Here is a 15,833-nt window from a genome sequence, read left to right as displayed (position 1 = left end):
ATATTACCTAAAAGCCTAAATAATTTAACCACATATGGTTAATGGCTAAGGTAATATTTTGCACTTTTAATGGCGTCAATTGAGCATTGCATTTTCTGTCTAGGCATACCTGCCTCCATAAACACCGCACCGGCACTAATAAAATTAAACTTTCTAAAGTAATCGATATTTTCTAACGGACTATAAATGAAAACTTCATTTAAGTTTAATTCTTTGGCGATGGCTAATAAGCCATGCATAATGATATGGTCAACGTTTTCTTTACGGTATGCCTTTAATACAGCAATCCGAGATATTTCTCCTGTGGCTAATAAGCGTCCTGTACCAATAGGCTCTTGGGTAACATCGTCACACACCAGTAAATGAACAGCGTGACGATCTTTATTATCAAACACTATTTTTTTTGGCATGCGCCATTCACATATAAAAACTTTTTCTCTTACGTTTTTAAGCAAGGGAGCTGCTTTCTCCCATTGCACTCGTCCTATACTATATGACATGATTTTATTCTATATACCAATAACCCTTATTTAACACACTAGTTAACAATTGAGTGTTTTTCAAACAAGTCATGAAACTTTTTGCTTTTTTTGTTGTCATTGGCTCAGATCCAGCAAGATATTGGCCTAATCCGATAGTTTCTTCTGATAATTCAAATTTATCGCCATTAATAAATAAACTAGCTAAAGGCGTTGTGCAATATAACGCTTTTATGCCAGAAACCGGCGAAAATTGAATCTCATCATCTTCTAAAAAACCTGAAACTTGTTCAGTAGTAAATGCTTCCATTGGAATTAACAATTCTAGGGTATGATGACTTTGTGTTAAATATTCACTGATATAGTTTGAAAAAAATTGTTCATCAGCAAGTTGATTCAACATAAAGTTTTTTATTTGATTGATATCTTTTTCATGTAATTGATAAGGGCTGCTTGAAACTTGTCTGTCTGCATCAGAGAAACGCTGCTCGCCTAATTCTTCATCAATCATTTTATCGGCAAATGCCGACCATAAATCTTGATTACTGGGTGCTTGGAAACCGATTGAATAATTGACAGAATTTTCGATTGATACACCATTATGTGGATGATTTGGCGGGATATATAATAGATCGCCAGCTTCTGTTATTTCATCAATAATAGGCGAAAAATCACTGACTTGTTTTAAATCAGGGTGGGGAATTAACGTTTCTAATGTACTATTTGGAGCACCCACTTGCCAACGTCGCTTACCTTCACCTTGAAGAATGAACACATCGTATTGATCTAAATGCGCACCTACGCCACCGTTTGGTGTTGAAAAACTTACCATTACATCGTCAATGCGCCAACGTGGAATAAAGGTAAATAACGAAATTAAACGATCGGTATCGCGCGACCAGTTATTTACCGCTTGAACTAACAAGGTCCAATTTGTTTCACCGAACTTTGTAAAATCATCAAAAGGGCCATGTTCAACATGCCAAGAATTATCTGGATTTTGAGCAATAATACGGGATTCAATTTCTTGTTCCATCGCCAAACCGGCAAGTTCATCAGCTTCAATTGTTCCTTGAAAATTAGGGATGGCTTGCTTGATGAGCAATGGTTTTTTTTGCCAATATTCTGTTAAGAATGTTTCAGGTGTTAGAGCACCCCATTGAATACTTTCCATAATCGTTCACTCTTACTCAATAATGTGTTGATCGTTAAAAACAAAAAGGAACCTATGGGTTCCTTTTTTAGTTACCTAAATCAGCGTGGTATGACGCTTATTAGTCTAATTCATTGATAAATGAAACGGCGCGGCCAATGTAGCTAGCAGGTGTCATTTCTCTTAAAGATGCTTTTGCTTCTTCAGGCATGTCTAAATTGTCTATAAAGGCACGCATTGAATCGCCATTCACACGTTTACCACGGGTAAGCTCTTTTAATTTTTCATACGGTTTTTCAATACCGTATCGACGCATCACCGTTTGTACGGGCTCTGCTAATACTTCCCAGTTGCTGTCTAATTCAGCCAGTAAGTTTTCTTCATTAACTTGCAGTTTGCTAATACCTTTGAGTGTTGCACCGTAAGCAATTAAAGAATGAGCAAATCCGACACCTAAATTACGTAAAACGGTCGAGTCTGTTAAGTCACGTTGCCAGCGTGATACAGGTAATTTTTGTCCTAAGTGAGCGAATAATGCGTTCGCAATTCCTAAGTTACCTTCCGAATTTTCAAAATCAATTGGGTTTACTTTATGTGGCATAGTTGAAGAGCCAATTTCACCCGCAATTGTTTTTTGTTTGAAGTGACCAATGGCAATATAACCCCAAATGTCGCGGTCGAAATCAATTAAGATAGTATTGAATCGAGCAACCGCATCAAATAATTCAGCGATATAATCATGTGGTTCAATTTGGGTAGTAAAGGCATTCCACGTTAAGTTCAATGAGGTGACAAACTCATTGGAAAAGTTATGCCAATTAACTTCAGGGTAAGCTGAAAGGTGAGCATTGTAATTACCGACTGCACCGTTAATTTTACCTAAAAATTCAACATTAGCGATTTGATCACGTTGACGTTTTAAACGCACATAAACATTGGCGAATTCTTTACCCATAGTACTCGGTGAGGCAGGCTGACCATGAGTACGGCACATCATAGGGATGGATTTATATTCAACGGCTAGTGCTTTAATTTCTGTTAATATGTCATCTATTACCGGCAGTAAAACTTGCTCACGACACTCAGTTAACATTAAACCATGAGATAAGTTATTGATATCTTCAGAGGTACAGGCAAAGTGAATAAACTCAGTTACCGCATTTAATTCTTCGTTGTTGGCCACTTGCTCTTTTAAGAAGTATTCAACCGCTTTAACATCATGGTTAGTTGTTGCTTCAATGTGTTTAATACGTAATGCATCTTCTTCACTAAAGTTATCAACAATCGCATTTAATGCCGCTGTTGCTTCAGCACTAAAGGCTGGAACTTCGTTAATTTCTGGTGTTGCTGCTAATTTTTGTAACCAACGTACTTCAACCGTTACGCGATATTTAATTAAACCAAATTCACTAAAAATAGGGCGTAATGATTTTACTTTGCTACCATAACGACCATCTACTGGTGAAATTGCACTTAATGCTGAAAGTTCCATAATATTTCCTAATTTCGTTAACTGGCTGTAATTATTTAATGGTTAAATTAAAGCGTCGTTAACATGATTAATATTTATATACGTTTTAATAATTGCTCTGCACATCCAACAATTTTTGAACGTGAGAATAAAATAGTTCTGCGTTTACCACCTACTTGTCGCCATAAAACCGCTGAGCGAATACCTGCAAGTAATAACGCTCTAATTTTATGTTGATTAACAGGTTGCTTTAATATTTCTGGGTTACCGGCCACTTGAATAGGGGTGCCAATCGGGCTAATTATATCGCTGTAAATACTAGCTAAACTTGCAACGAGCGTTTCACTATCAATATCATAATGGGCTAATTGGCGTTGACATTGTTCGATTCTATTCCCTAATTCAGCAAGCTGTTTAGGTTTTTTACTTAATCGACGCTCTAAACTTAATAAGCTGACAACATAGCGAGTAATTTCCGGATCTTTTTGGGTTGTTTGGTTACCTAAATGCGACATCAAGGTTTGTAAACCAAGCGATAAGTGGCTGATATCTCCACCATAAACTTCTAATGTACTGTCAGGAGAGGTAACCATTACGCTATTTAATAAAGTAACAAACTCCTCGTCGAGTGTTTGTCCTTGTCTAGATAATTTTTGTACTAACAATGCAACTTGGCAAACTGCTGCGAGTGTTATAGTTTGTTCTTCAAATGCTTGCATAAAATATAATTAACCTTAACCCATGCGCTTAACGAATAAGAGTATTAATAATGCCGCCGCCTAAGCAAATATTATCTTGATAAAATACGACAGACTGACCGGGTGTAACTGAGCTTTGCTGTTCATCAAACATAACCTGATAAGTACCTTCAACTTCACTTACCGGAGTTAGAGTACAAGGAACATCTTCTTGACGGTAGCGTGTTTTTACCGTGCAAGAAATCGGCTTATCAAGTTTTTTGCGATTCACCAAATGGAGCTGATTGCCAATTAATCCTTTAGAGAATAGACGAGGGTGGTTATGACCTTGTCCAACAATTAACACATTTCTTAACAGGTCTTTTTCAACCACGTACCAAGGCTCTTCACCCGCATTTGCTAAACCACCAATACGAAGTCCTTTACGTTGGCCTAGTGTGTGATACATTAATCCGTCATGCTCACCAATAACTTCACCTTCAGCAGATTCTATTTTTCCCGGTTGTGCAGGTAAGTATTGCCCCAGAAAGTCTTTAAATTTACGTTCACCAATAAAACAAATTCCCGTGCTGTCTTTTTTATTGGCGGTAACTAAATCCGCTTTTTCAGCGATAGCGCGCACTTCAGGTTTTTCGATATGACCAACGGGAAATAAAGTACGACCAACTTGTTTATCGCTTAGCGTATATAAAAAGTAACTTTGATCTTTATTATTATCTAAGCCACGTAACATAGCCCATTGACCATTACCTTGTTCATCAGTGATAAATTTTCGTTGAACATAATGGCCTGTCGCGATGTAGTCAGCACCTAAGTCTTCACATGCAAACTCAAGAAAAGCTTTAAATTTAATTTCTTTATTACACATAATATCAGGATTAGGTGTACGACCGGCTTTGTATTCTGCTAAAAAATATTCAAAAACATTGTCCCAATATTCGGTTGCAAAATTAATTGTGTGTAATTTTATACCGAGTTTTTCACACACTTGTTGAGCATCTTTTAAGTCTTCAGCAGCGGCGCAGTATTCATCGGTATCATCTTCTTCCCAATTTTTCATGAACAAGCCTTCAACTTGATAGCCTTGTTCAATCAACAGATGTGCTGATACAGAAGAGTCTACTCCACCTGACATACCAACAATGACTTTGGTATCTTGTGGACGTTTTTCGTTTAATGGCTCACTAATAGACATTGATTACTCGTTTTTCCTAATGTTTATGTTGTATTACAAAAGGCCTAAAGAAAATGGCGCGAAATTATAGCACGGGCAATGAGTTGGTCATAGTACCTAACAAGAGATTCTCACGATGAAAGTTATATATTTTTTGGAAGGTCTATTTGCGCTATTTCACAGGCGATAAAAGTTAAAGATTGGTTTTGAAAGTGTCTAATGTTACTTTTTGGCCGGCTAAATAATCGTCAATACACTGTAGAACCATTGGGCTTCTTAATTGCGTTTCTTTTGATTTAATTTCATCATAAGTCAGCCAATGTGTCGCAATTATTTCCTCATCATTAGGGGAGCTTTTAAGCGGCTCGGTTAACTCTATGACAAAACAAAAACGTAAAAAATACAGTGCAATCTCAGGTCGATGAAAATAATAGATACCGCTACAATATTGAGGTTCAATTAGTAACCCTGTCTCTTCAAAAACTTCCCGTTTAGCCGCATCAATTAAATTCTCATTAGCTTCTAAATGACCAGCAGCTTGATTGAAAACTCGTTGGTTATTTTCAATTTCTTCCACCAATAAAAACTTATCTTGATGCACAATAACTGCGGCAACCGTTGTATTGGGTTTAAATTGTTCGCTGCCATGTCCTTGGGTTAAGAGACTCATTAATTATTCCTTAGATTGAGAGTTTTAAATTGGCCATTTTCTATTCCTGCTATGGTATATTTCCCTATGCTATAACGAATCAACCTAAGGGTTGGAAAACCGATATTGGCGGTCATTCTCCTTACTTGCCTGTTTCTGCCTTCGGTAATTGATATTTCAAGCCAGGTGGTAGGAATGTTTGCCCTTTCTCTAATAGGCGGTGTTCTTGGCCAGATATTAGGTTCATCCATCACAGTTACTTTAGCCGGTTTTGTCATGCCATCTTTTAACTCGACGCCTTGGCGTAATAAATTTAGATCTGTTTCTTGCGGCGCACCCTCTACTTGTACCCAATAGGTTTTTTCAGTTTTCTGCGTGGGATTCGCTAATTTATGCTGTAATTTACCATCATTGGTCAGCAAAAGTAGACCTTCACTATCTCGATCAAGACGTCCTGCCGCATAGATATCTTTAATTGGCACAAAATCTTTTAAAGTCTTTCTTTTGTTATTATGGTTTGCATCATCATCAGTAAATTGACTTAAAACATTAAAAGGTTTGTTAAGCAAAACTATTTTTTTTTCATCGTTCACTGGTCTGACCTTTTTTGCATGGCTTGGTTTTGCTCTTTTATTTTGCCAATTTTTTCTTTCTACCACGCTTTTTTACTCCGTTTTATTACTAATCGTTCTTATCAAGCTATTTAAATATGGCATGATTTCCTATACTATGCGCGCGCTAAATAAATTTTTGATAAGGTGGATATCAACCTATTTAAGTTGAATGAATATTCACTTTGTCGCACGCTCGCAGATCAAAGTAGGAAGAAAAATGTCCACAGAATCATCTAAAATTATTTATACCATCACAGATGAAGCGCCAGCACTGGCGACTTATTCACTATTACCCATTATCCAAGCATTTACTGCGTCATCAGGTATTGATGTAGATACACGCGATATTTCTTTAGCAGGTCGTATTATTGCTAATTTTCCTAAATATTTGACGCCAGAGCAACAAATTGGTGACGCTTTAAGTGAATTAGGTGAATTAGCGAAAACGCCTGAAGCAAATATTATCAAATTACCTAATATTTCTGCATCAATTCCTCAATTACAAGCGGTTATTAAAGAATTGCAAGATAAAGGTTATGCATTACCTGATTATCCTGCAGAACCACAAAATGAAGCAGAAGAGTCAATCAAATTAACGTATGCGAAAGTATTAGGTTCAGCGGTAAACCCGGTATTACGTGAAGGTAATTCTGATCGTCGTGCGCCAGGTTCTGTTAAACAATATGCTCGTAATAACCCTCACTCAATGGGTGCATGGTCTAAAGATTCTAAATCACATGTGGCGCATATGTCATCGGGTGATTTTTACGGCAGCGAAAAGTCGGTAACTGTTGATGGTGCTACAAACGTAAACATTGAATTTGTCGCTGACAATGGTGACGTTACCTTATTAAAATCAAATTTACCGTTACTGGATAAAGAAGTCATTGATGCTTCTGTGATGAGTAAAGATGCTTTAGTTAAATTTTACGAAACTGAAATTGCCAAAGCGAAAGAAGAAGATGTTTTATTATCGCTTCATTTAAAAGCGACCATGATGAAAGTTTCAGACCCAATTATGTTCGGCCATTGTGTTAAAGTTTTCTATAAAGATGTTTTTGAAAAACATGCAGAAACTTTTGAACAGTTAGGTGTTGATGCTAATAATGGTATTGGTGATGTTTACGCGAAAATAGCGCGTTTACCTGCTGATAAAAAAGCTGAAATTGAAGCAGATTTAGCCGCGGTGTATGCTTCTCGTCCAGAAATGGCGATGGTTGATTCAGATAATGGTATCACTAACTTACATGTTCCAAGCGATGTAATTATCGATGCTTCTATGCCGGCAGCGCTTCGTGCTTCTGGTCAAATGTGGGGCCCTGACGGAAAACAAAAAGATACTAAGTTTATGATCCCAGATCGTAACTATGCTGGTGTTTTCTCAGCAGTTGTTGATTTTTGTCGTGAAAATGGTGCATTTAACCCAACAACTATGGGTACAGTGCCAAACGTTGGCTTGATGGCTCAAAAAGCTGAAGAGTATGGTTCACACGATAAAACATTCACCATGACAGGTAATGGTACCGTTCGTGTTGTTACTGAAAATGGTGAAACATTAATCGAACAAAATGTTGCCCAAGGTGATATTTTCAGAATGTGTCAGGCGAAAGATGCTCCTATTCAAGATTGGGTTAAATTAGCGGTTACCCGTGCAAGAGCAAGTGGTATGCCGGCAGTATTTTGGTTAGACGAAAACCGTGGCCATGATGCCCAAATGATCAAAAAAGTTAACACTTATTTAGCCGACCACGATACAACAGGTTTAGATATTCAAATTTTAGCGCCTGTACAAGCGTGTGAATATACCTTAGCGCGTTGTGCTAAAGGTGAAGATACTATTTCTGTCACTGGTAACGTATTACGTGATTACTTAACTGACTTATTCCCAATTTTAGAATTAGGAACGTCTGCAAAAATGTTATCAATTGTGCCATTAATGAATGGCGGTGGTTTATTTGAAACGGGTGCAGGTGGCTCAGCACCTAAGCACGTTCAGCAATTCAATAAAGAAAACCATTTACGTTGGGATTCACTAGGTGAATTTTTAGCATTGGCAGCGTCTTTAGAGCATGTAGCGGTAACAACGGGCAATACTAAAGCGCAAGTACTGGCAGATACTTTAGATGCGGCTACGGGTAAATTCTTAGATGAAAATAAGTCACCTTCACGTAAAGTGGGTGAATTAGATAACCGTGGTTCTCATTTTTACTTAGGTATGTATTGGGCACAAGCATTAGCAGAGCAAACCGCTGATGAAGAACTTAAAGCTGCATTTACGGCAGTTGCGCAAGCATTAACTAAGCAAGAAGCTAAAATTGTTGATGAGTTAAACTCTGCTCAAGGTCCAGCAATGGATATTGATGGTTATTACTTCGCAGATACGACATTAGCTGAAAAAGCTATGCGTCCAAGTGAAACGTTCAACACAATTTTATCAAGCCTTTTGTAAAAAACGCTTCATAATTTAGCACGTTAACATTTAAAAAAGGCTATGTAGCAATACATAGCCTTTTTTATGTTCAGGATGAACGGTATGTCGCGGTGCCAAGGATGGCAATGAGCGACGATGTTCAAGATGAACGCTATATTGAAGATAACTCGCCTCATTTCGTTTATGTTATTTACATTTCTACTTGCCAAAAATTTCAATTGCCGTTATTTTCATTAAGTTATTGAAAAATTGATAACAAATTACTCTCCAAACAGTTCTCTAAGACACTTAAGGTTTATGGTTGATACAATATTAAGAGAAGTAGAGCTAAATGATGCTCCGCAAATAGCCAATATCTATAATTATTATATTGAAAGCACGGTGATCACGTTTGAAGAACAAGTGATCGTCGCTCAAGATATTGAAAAAAGAATTGAAAAAATTCAACGAGCAGGTCATTTTTGGTTTGTGGCCGAAGTTGACAATAAAATCGTGGGTTATGCTTATTCTGCGCCATGGCGCGACCGTTCTGCTTATCGATTTGCCAGTGAGGTGTCCATTTATCTGACAAAAGATTCACAAGGAAAAGGGCTTGGTACTCTTTTATATCAAGCATTATTTCAACAACTTAAATCTACCCCGATAAAAATATTAATTGGTGGGATCACTTTACCCAATGAAAGCAGCGTGGCACTTCATGAAAAATTTGGCATGGAAAAAGTGGCACATTTTAAAGACGTTGGTTATAAATTTGATCAGTGGCTTGATGTTGGCTATTGGCAATTAAAGTTATTTTAACGTTTAATGATTTAAATACTAACGGTATAACTCGTTAATTTTTCGTTTAAAAACACTTAAAAGGATTTCACTTGAAAACATTTATCTGCATAACATTAAGCATGTTTAGTGTGCTTGCTTACGCCAATGATAATTTTGCAGCGTGCGGTAATAATGAACAAGCTCGACTGTTAGCTGAAATGATCATTAAGGATGCCGAACAGCAAAGAAGCGTTATTCGCTGTAATAAGTTGTTGACGAAAGTCGCCACCGATAAAGCGCAGTTAATGGTGAAAAGCGGTTTAGTGATGCACAATCTTGGTGGCAGCCCTAATGAGCGACTACGTGAAGTAAATTATCAACTGCCTAGCTATTACGGTGGTGCGATGAGTAATCAAGTGGAAGCCATAGCTGGTGGTTACAGTGATGCAGAAGATGTTTGGGACGGCTTTAAAAATTCATTTGGTCATAGACAGCATTTATTAGGTGAAATAGATTTTTATCGAGAGCAAGATGAACTCGGCATTGCTTTTGTTAGAAAATGGGAGTCACCACATGTTGAATATTGGGCAGTCTATTTAACAAAAGGTTTTAAGAAAAACCAAAGTAATCCTTTTGCCGGTAAAAAACTGCCAAATAAAGGCACTTTAATATTAATTGAGCCTTCAAAGTTGCAAATTAAACCAGAAGTTCAGCAGCCAAATTAATTTGCTTATGCTTTGTAAACTTCGATTTACTCTCTAATTATATTAATTCGGAAAATGACTAGTGTTGCTGTTGCAGAAGCGATATCTTGTCATTCTATTTTTCAATACTTTAACAAAAATAAGGGTGTAACGTTGAAACTACTTAAAAATATTCAATTTTTATCAGTACTAGTTATTTCATCAAGCTTTACCGTTTATGCAAATGATAATTTTGATAAAGCCTATAATTCTTTTGATGTTCACGCGATCAAAAAAGATATTAAAACTCTGTCATCTGATACGTTTGAAGGGCGAGAACCTTCAGGTGTAGGTGAGAAGCTTACCACCGATTTATTAATTAACGCCTTTAAATCATTAGGCTTAAAACCTGGTAATGGCGACAGCTATACACAAGCAGTCCCTATGGTTAGCATAACGAGTACACCGGTGAAACATTTATCAATAGCCGATCTCGATTTTGAATTTCCGAAAAATTATGTTGCCAGTTCAAGAAAAACTGAAAAAAACATTGAATTAAAAGATTCTGAACTTGTCTTTGTTGGTTACGGTATTAATGCTCCAGAATATAACTGGAATGATTATCAAGATATTGATGTAAAAGGAAAAACAGTCGTAGTTCTAGTGAATGATCCTGGTTTTGCTACACAAGATAGTACGTTATTTGAAGGCAATACGATGACTTATTATGGCCGTTGGACATATAAGTATGAAGAAGCCGCAAGACAAGGAGCTGCAGGCGCTATTATCGTTCATGAAACTAAGCCTGCTAGTTATGGCTGGAATGTTATTGAGAGTAGTTGGACTGGCGCGCAATATCATTTACCGGCAAAAGAAGTCAATGAAGCAATTGTTGATGTTGAGATGTGGATCAGTGTTGAGAAAGCAAAAGCATTGTTTGCCAAAGCAGGCAAAGACTTTATGCAAGCTAAAAAACAAGCCTTGTCTAAATCATTTAAAGCAATCCCTCTTTCGCTAAAAGCGAGTGTGTCAATTAGTAATGATTTTGAACAATCAACGTCTAATAATGTGTTAGCAACTATACCTGGTAGTGAAAGCCCTGATGAGCATGTGCTTTATATGGGCCATTGGGACCATTTAGGTACAACGATGATTGATGGTAAGAAACATATTTTTAATGGTGCACATGATAACGCAACAGGCACGGCTGGTTTGATCCATATTGCAAAAGCGTACAAAGCGTTAAATAAATCGCCAAAACGCTCGATTACGTTCGCTGCAGTGACAGCTGAAGAGCAAGGTCGGTTAGGTTCAATTTACTTCGCTAACCATCCTACGGTTGAATTATCAAAAATTGTTGGCTTAGTAAATATGGATAGTTTAGATATTACGGGCCTTAAAACTGACTTAACGGTAGTTGGTTTTGGAAAATCTCAATTAGAAGATTACTTAGCGAAAGCAGCTAAACGCCAAAATAGAACCTTAACGGCAGAGCAAACACCTGAACGAGGTTATTACTACCGTTCAGATCACTTTAGTTTAGCGAAAAAAGGTGTGCCTGCGTTAAGTGCTGGTGGTGGCTCTGTGTGGTTAAATGAGACAGAAAAACAAATAGGCAAGCGCGTGAAAGCTGAAGTGGCGAAATGTTATCATCAAATTTGCGATGAATATAATGAACAATGGGGCTGGAGTGGTTTAGTCGCTGAACTTCAAGTGTTCTTTGAAACAGGCTACTTATTAGCCAATACGAAGCAATGGCCTAACTGGCATCAAGGTACTGAATTTAAAGCGCTTCGTGATGCGATGATGAAATAATTTATGGTGCTTTAAAAGCCTTAACTGGATCATAATAAAAACGCCAATCGTATGATTGGCGTTTTTTTTTGACGACTTTTTTGCTGCTAATGAGGAGAGTGGCTTTTCTTTGTCTTGATGATCAGCGGAAACAGTATAATTATGAGTAACCATGATGTTGAGCCACCTCCGCCGCTAGAGCTAGTATCAGGCGTTGGAGTAGGTGGTGTTACTACCGTTTCATCATTATCAATGATACTAACACTCACTTGGTTAATTTCGCCGATAATAGATGAGTCCTCAGCAGATAAGGAAATCGTAAAGGTTTCATCTGATTCATCGTTTGTGTCATCAACAATTGAAAAATTAATCGATTGCTCTATTTCATCAGCAAGAAAAGTGATAGTACCGTTTGATAAATCAAAATCGCTTGATTGTGTCGCTGTATCGTTGGACACCTGTAAATTAACCGATAATTGACCATAACTGCCATTTAAGCGAACAACCTTGATGGTTACTTCTCCGGCATCCTCATTAAAAGAAACCGTACTGCTTTCAAAGGTAACTTCACCTCTAGCCGGTGTTTCATTTTCTTGAATGACGATGATGGCTGTTCCCGTATTTTCTTCGATATAGGCATTGTTAGGGTTTGTCATCATTAACGAAAAGCTTTTGTCGCCTTGGTATTCATCATTATCAATAATAACAATTGATACGTCTTTACTATATTCACCCGAGTAAAAAGTAATGGTTTGATCTTCAAACACATAATCTGTGCCGTTAATCGCAGTATCGTCGATTGCACTAATATCGACAGACATTTCACCAAGAGCGTCATTAGGTCGAGTAATGGTTAACGTTAGGTTGCCAGAATTTTCATCCACTGCATTGCTTGTTTCTTGCCAACTTAACGCGGTACCGCCATTATCTTTTAATGTAACGTTTAACTTTGATTTATCGCCTAAAGTTGCTGAGTCGGGATCGGTTAGTTCTATGGTGAAACTTTCATTTATTTCATAGGCTTCATCTGCAAAAATATCGAGCGTAAAGGTTTGAAATAATTGTTTATCGCTTAGCGTCAGTATTTGTTCAATGGCCTTATAATCGTCATCGCCAGTTGCCGTTTGATCTACTGATCTCACCGTGACTTTTACGTCTCCCTTATCACCTAACGAGCGGATCACTTTAAGCGTGACGGTTTGATTGGTTTCATTTAAATTCAGTTGTTCAATTTGAAAACTAAGTTCCCCCGCCAGTGCTGTATTATAAAGGGGATTGGTATTATTTGTGAGCTCTTCACTGTTAGAAACACCATCATTATCAATGTCTTGGTCGTCTGTGTTGATATTACAAGTGGTTGGCTGTTGATAATTTTCATACGGAATAAATTGTTCAACATAGTTTACTTGCCAACAATAAAGATTATCACTGCCAAATAATCTTATTTGTGACCAAGTGTTATGTAAGTTAAATAGGGCACTTAGATCGGTAATATTGGTATTGGTCGCGTTTAACGTTGTTAAGTTATTTAAATAAATTATCGAGTCTAAATTTGTGATTGGATTTTGACTTAGTGTTAAAGATTGTAAATTTCTATACCCATTAAGCGGTGTTAAATCCGAAACCATGTTGTTTTCGATATCTAAGAGCTGAATCTCTCTTAAGGCATTGAGCCCACTGATATTTGATAATTGGTTATCATTAAGATATAGCTGGGTGAGTTTTGTCAAATTTGCTAACGATGGTAAATCAGTGATTTTATTATTACTGATTGACAACCAGCTTAGGTTTTCTAGATCTTGTATATCAGTGATATCAGTAATTTGGTTGTTTTCTAATAATAAGGTTTCTAAGGTCACATGATCACTGATTGCCGAAATATCACTAATTTGATTGTCTGTTGCATTTAAATAGCTGAGATAATTTAAGTTTTCTAAGCCATCAAAGGATGTTATTTGATTATAATTGACGGTTAAATAATTTAAATATAGTAACGAAGCTAATGAAGATAAGTGAGTAATATTATTATTGGATAAACTCAACGTAGCTAATTTTGTCAGCGATGATAAAGCTGAAATATCGGTTAAATTATTTCCATTTAAATAAATTGACGTTAAGCCACTAAATTTTTCCAAACCTGATAATGATCTGATGTTTCTATAACTACAAAATAAATCTCTGACTTGGCCAGCATACGTAATATCGTAATTATTAATCTGGTTTTCTAAGCAAGCTTTTAAACCGGAACTTTCTATATTATTTAAAGCGTCAGAAGCAAGCGTGAGGTCAGTTTCAGTATCCATAATATTGGCCAACTGAAAACGCAATTGATTAAGTGCATAACTGGCATCTGCACCATGCTCCACATCATCTTTATCAATGCCACAAGCTATCTCGGTACAAAGGATATTAGGGTTAGAAAATTTATAGACTTTGCCTGCTGTTGCCGTACTATAAGCCATGACGGTAGAAAAACCGTTGTCAGGGTCTGAAATACGATAACCTCTGGCAAACGGAAAACTGTAACCTTCATCACCTTGGTCAAGCGAATGGGCAAGCCCCATATTATGACCTAATTCATGCGCGTTAACATAATCAGCACAATCGATACTGGTATGGCTATACATAAACCCAATCGAATTGTTCACTTCACGATTACCCCATGCTATACCGCAAACAGTGTCTTCAGCCATATTAGGGCGTAATAAAGCCACCATATCCGCGCCAGTTTCAAATCGGATATTTTCGATATTAGTAAAAGCTTCATGACTTTGATAAGTAATATCATCTAAAGCTTCTTCAGATAATATTTCATCCGGGTAATCAACGGCTAACGTGTCAGCAATGGCTATTTGCATATTTACTTCACTATCGAGGTAAATTTGGTTAGTGACTTCAACAAGATGGTTTAATCGGGTGGTTACATCACCATCGTAAAGGGTCTCTGCAGTTAAACTATAAACAAATAACACTTTAACCGTTGCCGTGTCATTATTGTCAATTGTAGCGCTAGAGTTAGAATGTTTAATCATGGTCTGTAAAGTTGGGGAAGCCGTGAATTCATCACTATCACGTTGATTGAATTGTTGTGGCGTGGTGTTACGTGTTGATTTTTGCGCAAAGTGAGGGCTTTCTCGAGGGATTTTCACATCATTATTGTGGCTATTATTGGCTTTGGTAAGCATCTGCTCGTTTAATAGCTTACCTTGGTTATTATTTCCTTGTGCAACATAAACATCATTGTTGGTAACAATTCTAAAAAAGAATTGGTTTTTACCTAAAGTTAAAATAACTGGCGTTGTTTCTTTTTGATGATCAATTTTGGCAATGATATGGACAATGCCATTTGGTTTACGTTTTATCTTTGTAACTTTCGCTTGATAACTTTCATTTTCGGTAAGGTTAATAGTGATAATGTCATTGATTTGATGATCTTTTAATAATCTCGTATCTACCGAAAAATTTTGTGCATTGCTATAAGCTTGACTGCTCATAAACTGAGATGTGGTTTTATTAGCCGCTTTAGCTACTTCCCAGTTGAATAGATCAATGGCTGAAGAGGTTAAGGGTAACAATGATAAAATGACGGTTGCCAGAAGACGCTTCATAAAAACTCCATGTTTAAAATATTTAAACAATTTTTTGAATTGTGAACAGTTTACTTGAATATTCATGATAGAACATTTAGCTAGTTTTAAACACCAAAATTAATAGCTATAAATTAAGTAAGTATTGAAATTTGTTATAACGATGAAAAGATAGGAATTGAGAAGTAACTGACGTTCTTCTTAGCATGGGGCATGAATAATTAATTTTAAACAAAGAAAAAGGGCTATACATATGTATCGCCCTTAATGTGGCTCCTCAACCTGGACTTGAACCAGAGATAAACGCGTTTTATCAAGAGTACAGTCCGTTGCGCATTAAA

General features: G+C 36.9%; 12 protein-coding genes. 4 read left to right on the top strand and 8 right to left on the bottom strand.

Going from position 1 to position 15,833, the window contains the following annotated elements; all coding sequences use genetic code 11:
- Positions 1-38 precede the first annotated feature (38 nt).
- From ABXH06_RS17290 to ABXH06_RS17260, 7 genes are all read right to left on the bottom strand, one after another.
- Positions 39-500: a GNAT family N-acetyltransferase gene (locus tag ABXH06_RS17290; protein WP_353519025.1), complete on the bottom strand. Its 462-nt coding sequence runs from the start codon at positions 498-500 to the stop codon at positions 39-41.
- 4 nt (positions 501-504) lie between these two features.
- Entirely contained in the window at positions 505-1,653 is a 1,149-nt protein-coding gene (locus ABXH06_RS17285; RefSeq protein ID WP_311584616.1) for a cupin domain-containing protein, read from the bottom strand.
- Positions 1,654-1,753: 100 nt separating this feature from the next.
- Positions 1,754-3,124 carry an adenylosuccinate lyase gene (gene purB, locus ABXH06_RS17280; protein ID WP_353519024.1) on the bottom strand — a complete coding sequence of 457 codons (1,371 nt, stop codon included), beginning with the start codon at positions 3,122-3,124 and terminating at the stop codon, positions 1,754-1,756.
- A 74-nt stretch (positions 3,125-3,198) separates the two neighbouring features.
- The gene (gene hflD, locus ABXH06_RS17275; RefSeq protein WP_353519023.1) at positions 3,199-3,822 is read right to left on the bottom strand and encodes a high frequency lysogenization protein HflD; all 624 of its coding nucleotides are present in this window, start codon (positions 3,820-3,822) and stop codon (positions 3,199-3,201) included.
- Positions 3,823-3,850: 28 nt separating this feature from the next.
- Entirely contained in the window at positions 3,851-4,996 is a 1,146-nt protein-coding gene (gene mnmA, locus ABXH06_RS17270; protein WP_353519022.1) for a tRNA 2-thiouridine(34) synthase MnmA, read from the bottom strand.
- A gap of 172 nt (positions 4,997-5,168) precedes the next feature.
- Positions 5,169-5,645: an NUDIX hydrolase gene (locus tag ABXH06_RS17265; RefSeq protein WP_353519021.1), complete on the bottom strand. Its 477-nt coding sequence runs from the start codon at positions 5,643-5,645 to the stop codon at positions 5,169-5,171.
- Positions 5,645-6,283 carry a pseudouridine synthase gene (locus ABXH06_RS17260; RefSeq protein WP_353519020.1) on the bottom strand — a complete coding sequence of 213 codons (639 nt, stop codon included), beginning with the start codon at positions 6,281-6,283 and terminating at the stop codon, positions 5,645-5,647. The genes ABXH06_RS17265 and ABXH06_RS17260 overlap by 1 nt, the downstream gene beginning before the upstream one ends.
- A gap of 172 nt (positions 6,284-6,455) precedes the next feature.
- Between ABXH06_RS17260 and ABXH06_RS17255 the strand changes: the two genes are divergently transcribed.
- The 4 genes from ABXH06_RS17255 to ABXH06_RS17240 all read left to right on the top strand — a co-directional run bounded on the left by ABXH06_RS17255 (position 6,456) and on the right by ABXH06_RS17240 (position 11,926).
- Positions 6,456-8,687 carry an NADP-dependent isocitrate dehydrogenase gene (locus ABXH06_RS17255; RefSeq protein WP_353519019.1) on the top strand — a complete coding sequence of 744 codons (2,232 nt, stop codon included), beginning with the start codon at positions 6,456-6,458 and terminating at the stop codon, positions 8,685-8,687.
- Between the two features lie 279 nt (positions 8,688-8,966).
- Positions 8,967-9,467 carry a GNAT family N-acetyltransferase gene (locus ABXH06_RS17250; protein WP_353519018.1) on the top strand — a complete coding sequence of 167 codons (501 nt, stop codon included), beginning with the start codon at positions 8,967-8,969 and terminating at the stop codon, positions 9,465-9,467.
- Positions 9,468-9,538: 71 nt separating this feature from the next.
- Positions 9,539-10,153: a CAP domain-containing protein gene (locus ABXH06_RS17245; RefSeq protein ID WP_353519017.1), complete on the top strand. Its 615-nt coding sequence runs from the start codon at positions 9,539-9,541 to the stop codon at positions 10,151-10,153.
- A gap of 132 nt (positions 10,154-10,285) precedes the next feature.
- Positions 10,286-11,926, top strand: coding sequence for a M28 family metallopeptidase (locus ABXH06_RS17240; RefSeq protein WP_353519016.1), 1,641 nt, complete (start codon positions 10,286-10,288; stop codon positions 11,924-11,926).
- An 86-nt stretch (positions 11,927-12,012) separates the two neighbouring features.
- On the opposite strand, the gene ABXH06_RS17235 is transcribed toward ABXH06_RS17240, so the two are convergent.
- Positions 12,013-15,513 (bottom strand): Calx-beta domain-containing protein, encoded by a 3,501-nt coding sequence (locus ABXH06_RS17235; protein WP_353519015.1) that lies wholly within the window; start codon positions 15,511-15,513, stop codon positions 12,013-12,015.
- Positions 15,514-15,833 lie beyond the last annotated feature (320 nt).

Source organism: Thalassotalea sp. SU-HH00458 (assembly GCF_040362795.1).
Taxonomy (GTDB): domain Bacteria; phylum Pseudomonadota; class Gammaproteobacteria; order Enterobacterales; family Alteromonadaceae; genus Thalassotalea_H; species Thalassotalea_H castellviae.
Note: the sequence above shows the minus strand (reverse complement) of the source record. Positions and strands in the feature narration are given on the sequence as shown.

Coding starts and splice junctions, on each gene's coding strand:
- ABXH06_RS17265 (WP_353519021.1), bottom strand. CDS start 5,645: ATGAGTCTCTTAACCCAAGGACATGGCAGCGAACAATTTAAACCCAAT.
- ABXH06_RS17285 (WP_311584616.1), bottom strand. CDS start 1,653: ATGGAAAGTATTCAATGGGGTGCTCTAACACCTGAAACATTCTTAACA.
- purB (WP_353519024.1), bottom strand. CDS start 3,124: ATGGAACTTTCAGCATTAAGTGCAATTTCACCAGTAGATGGTCGTTAT.
- hflD (WP_353519023.1), bottom strand. CDS start 3,822: ATGCAAGCATTTGAAGAACAAACTATAACACTCGCAGCAGTTTGCCAA.
- ABXH06_RS17255 (WP_353519019.1), top strand. CDS start 6,456: ATGTCCACAGAATCATCTAAAATTATTTATACCATCACAGATGAAGCG.
- ABXH06_RS17290 (WP_353519025.1), bottom strand. CDS start 500: ATGTCATATAGTATAGGACGAGTGCAATGGGAGAAAGCAGCTCCCTTG.
- ABXH06_RS17250 (WP_353519018.1), top strand. CDS start 8,967: ATGGTTGATACAATATTAAGAGAAGTAGAGCTAAATGATGCTCCGCAA.
- mnmA (WP_353519022.1), bottom strand. CDS start 4,996: ATGTCTATTAGTGAGCCATTAAACGAAAAACGTCCACAAGATACCAAA.
- ABXH06_RS17235 (WP_353519015.1), bottom strand. CDS start 15,513: ATGAAGCGTCTTCTGGCAACCGTCATTTTATCATTGTTACCCTTAACC.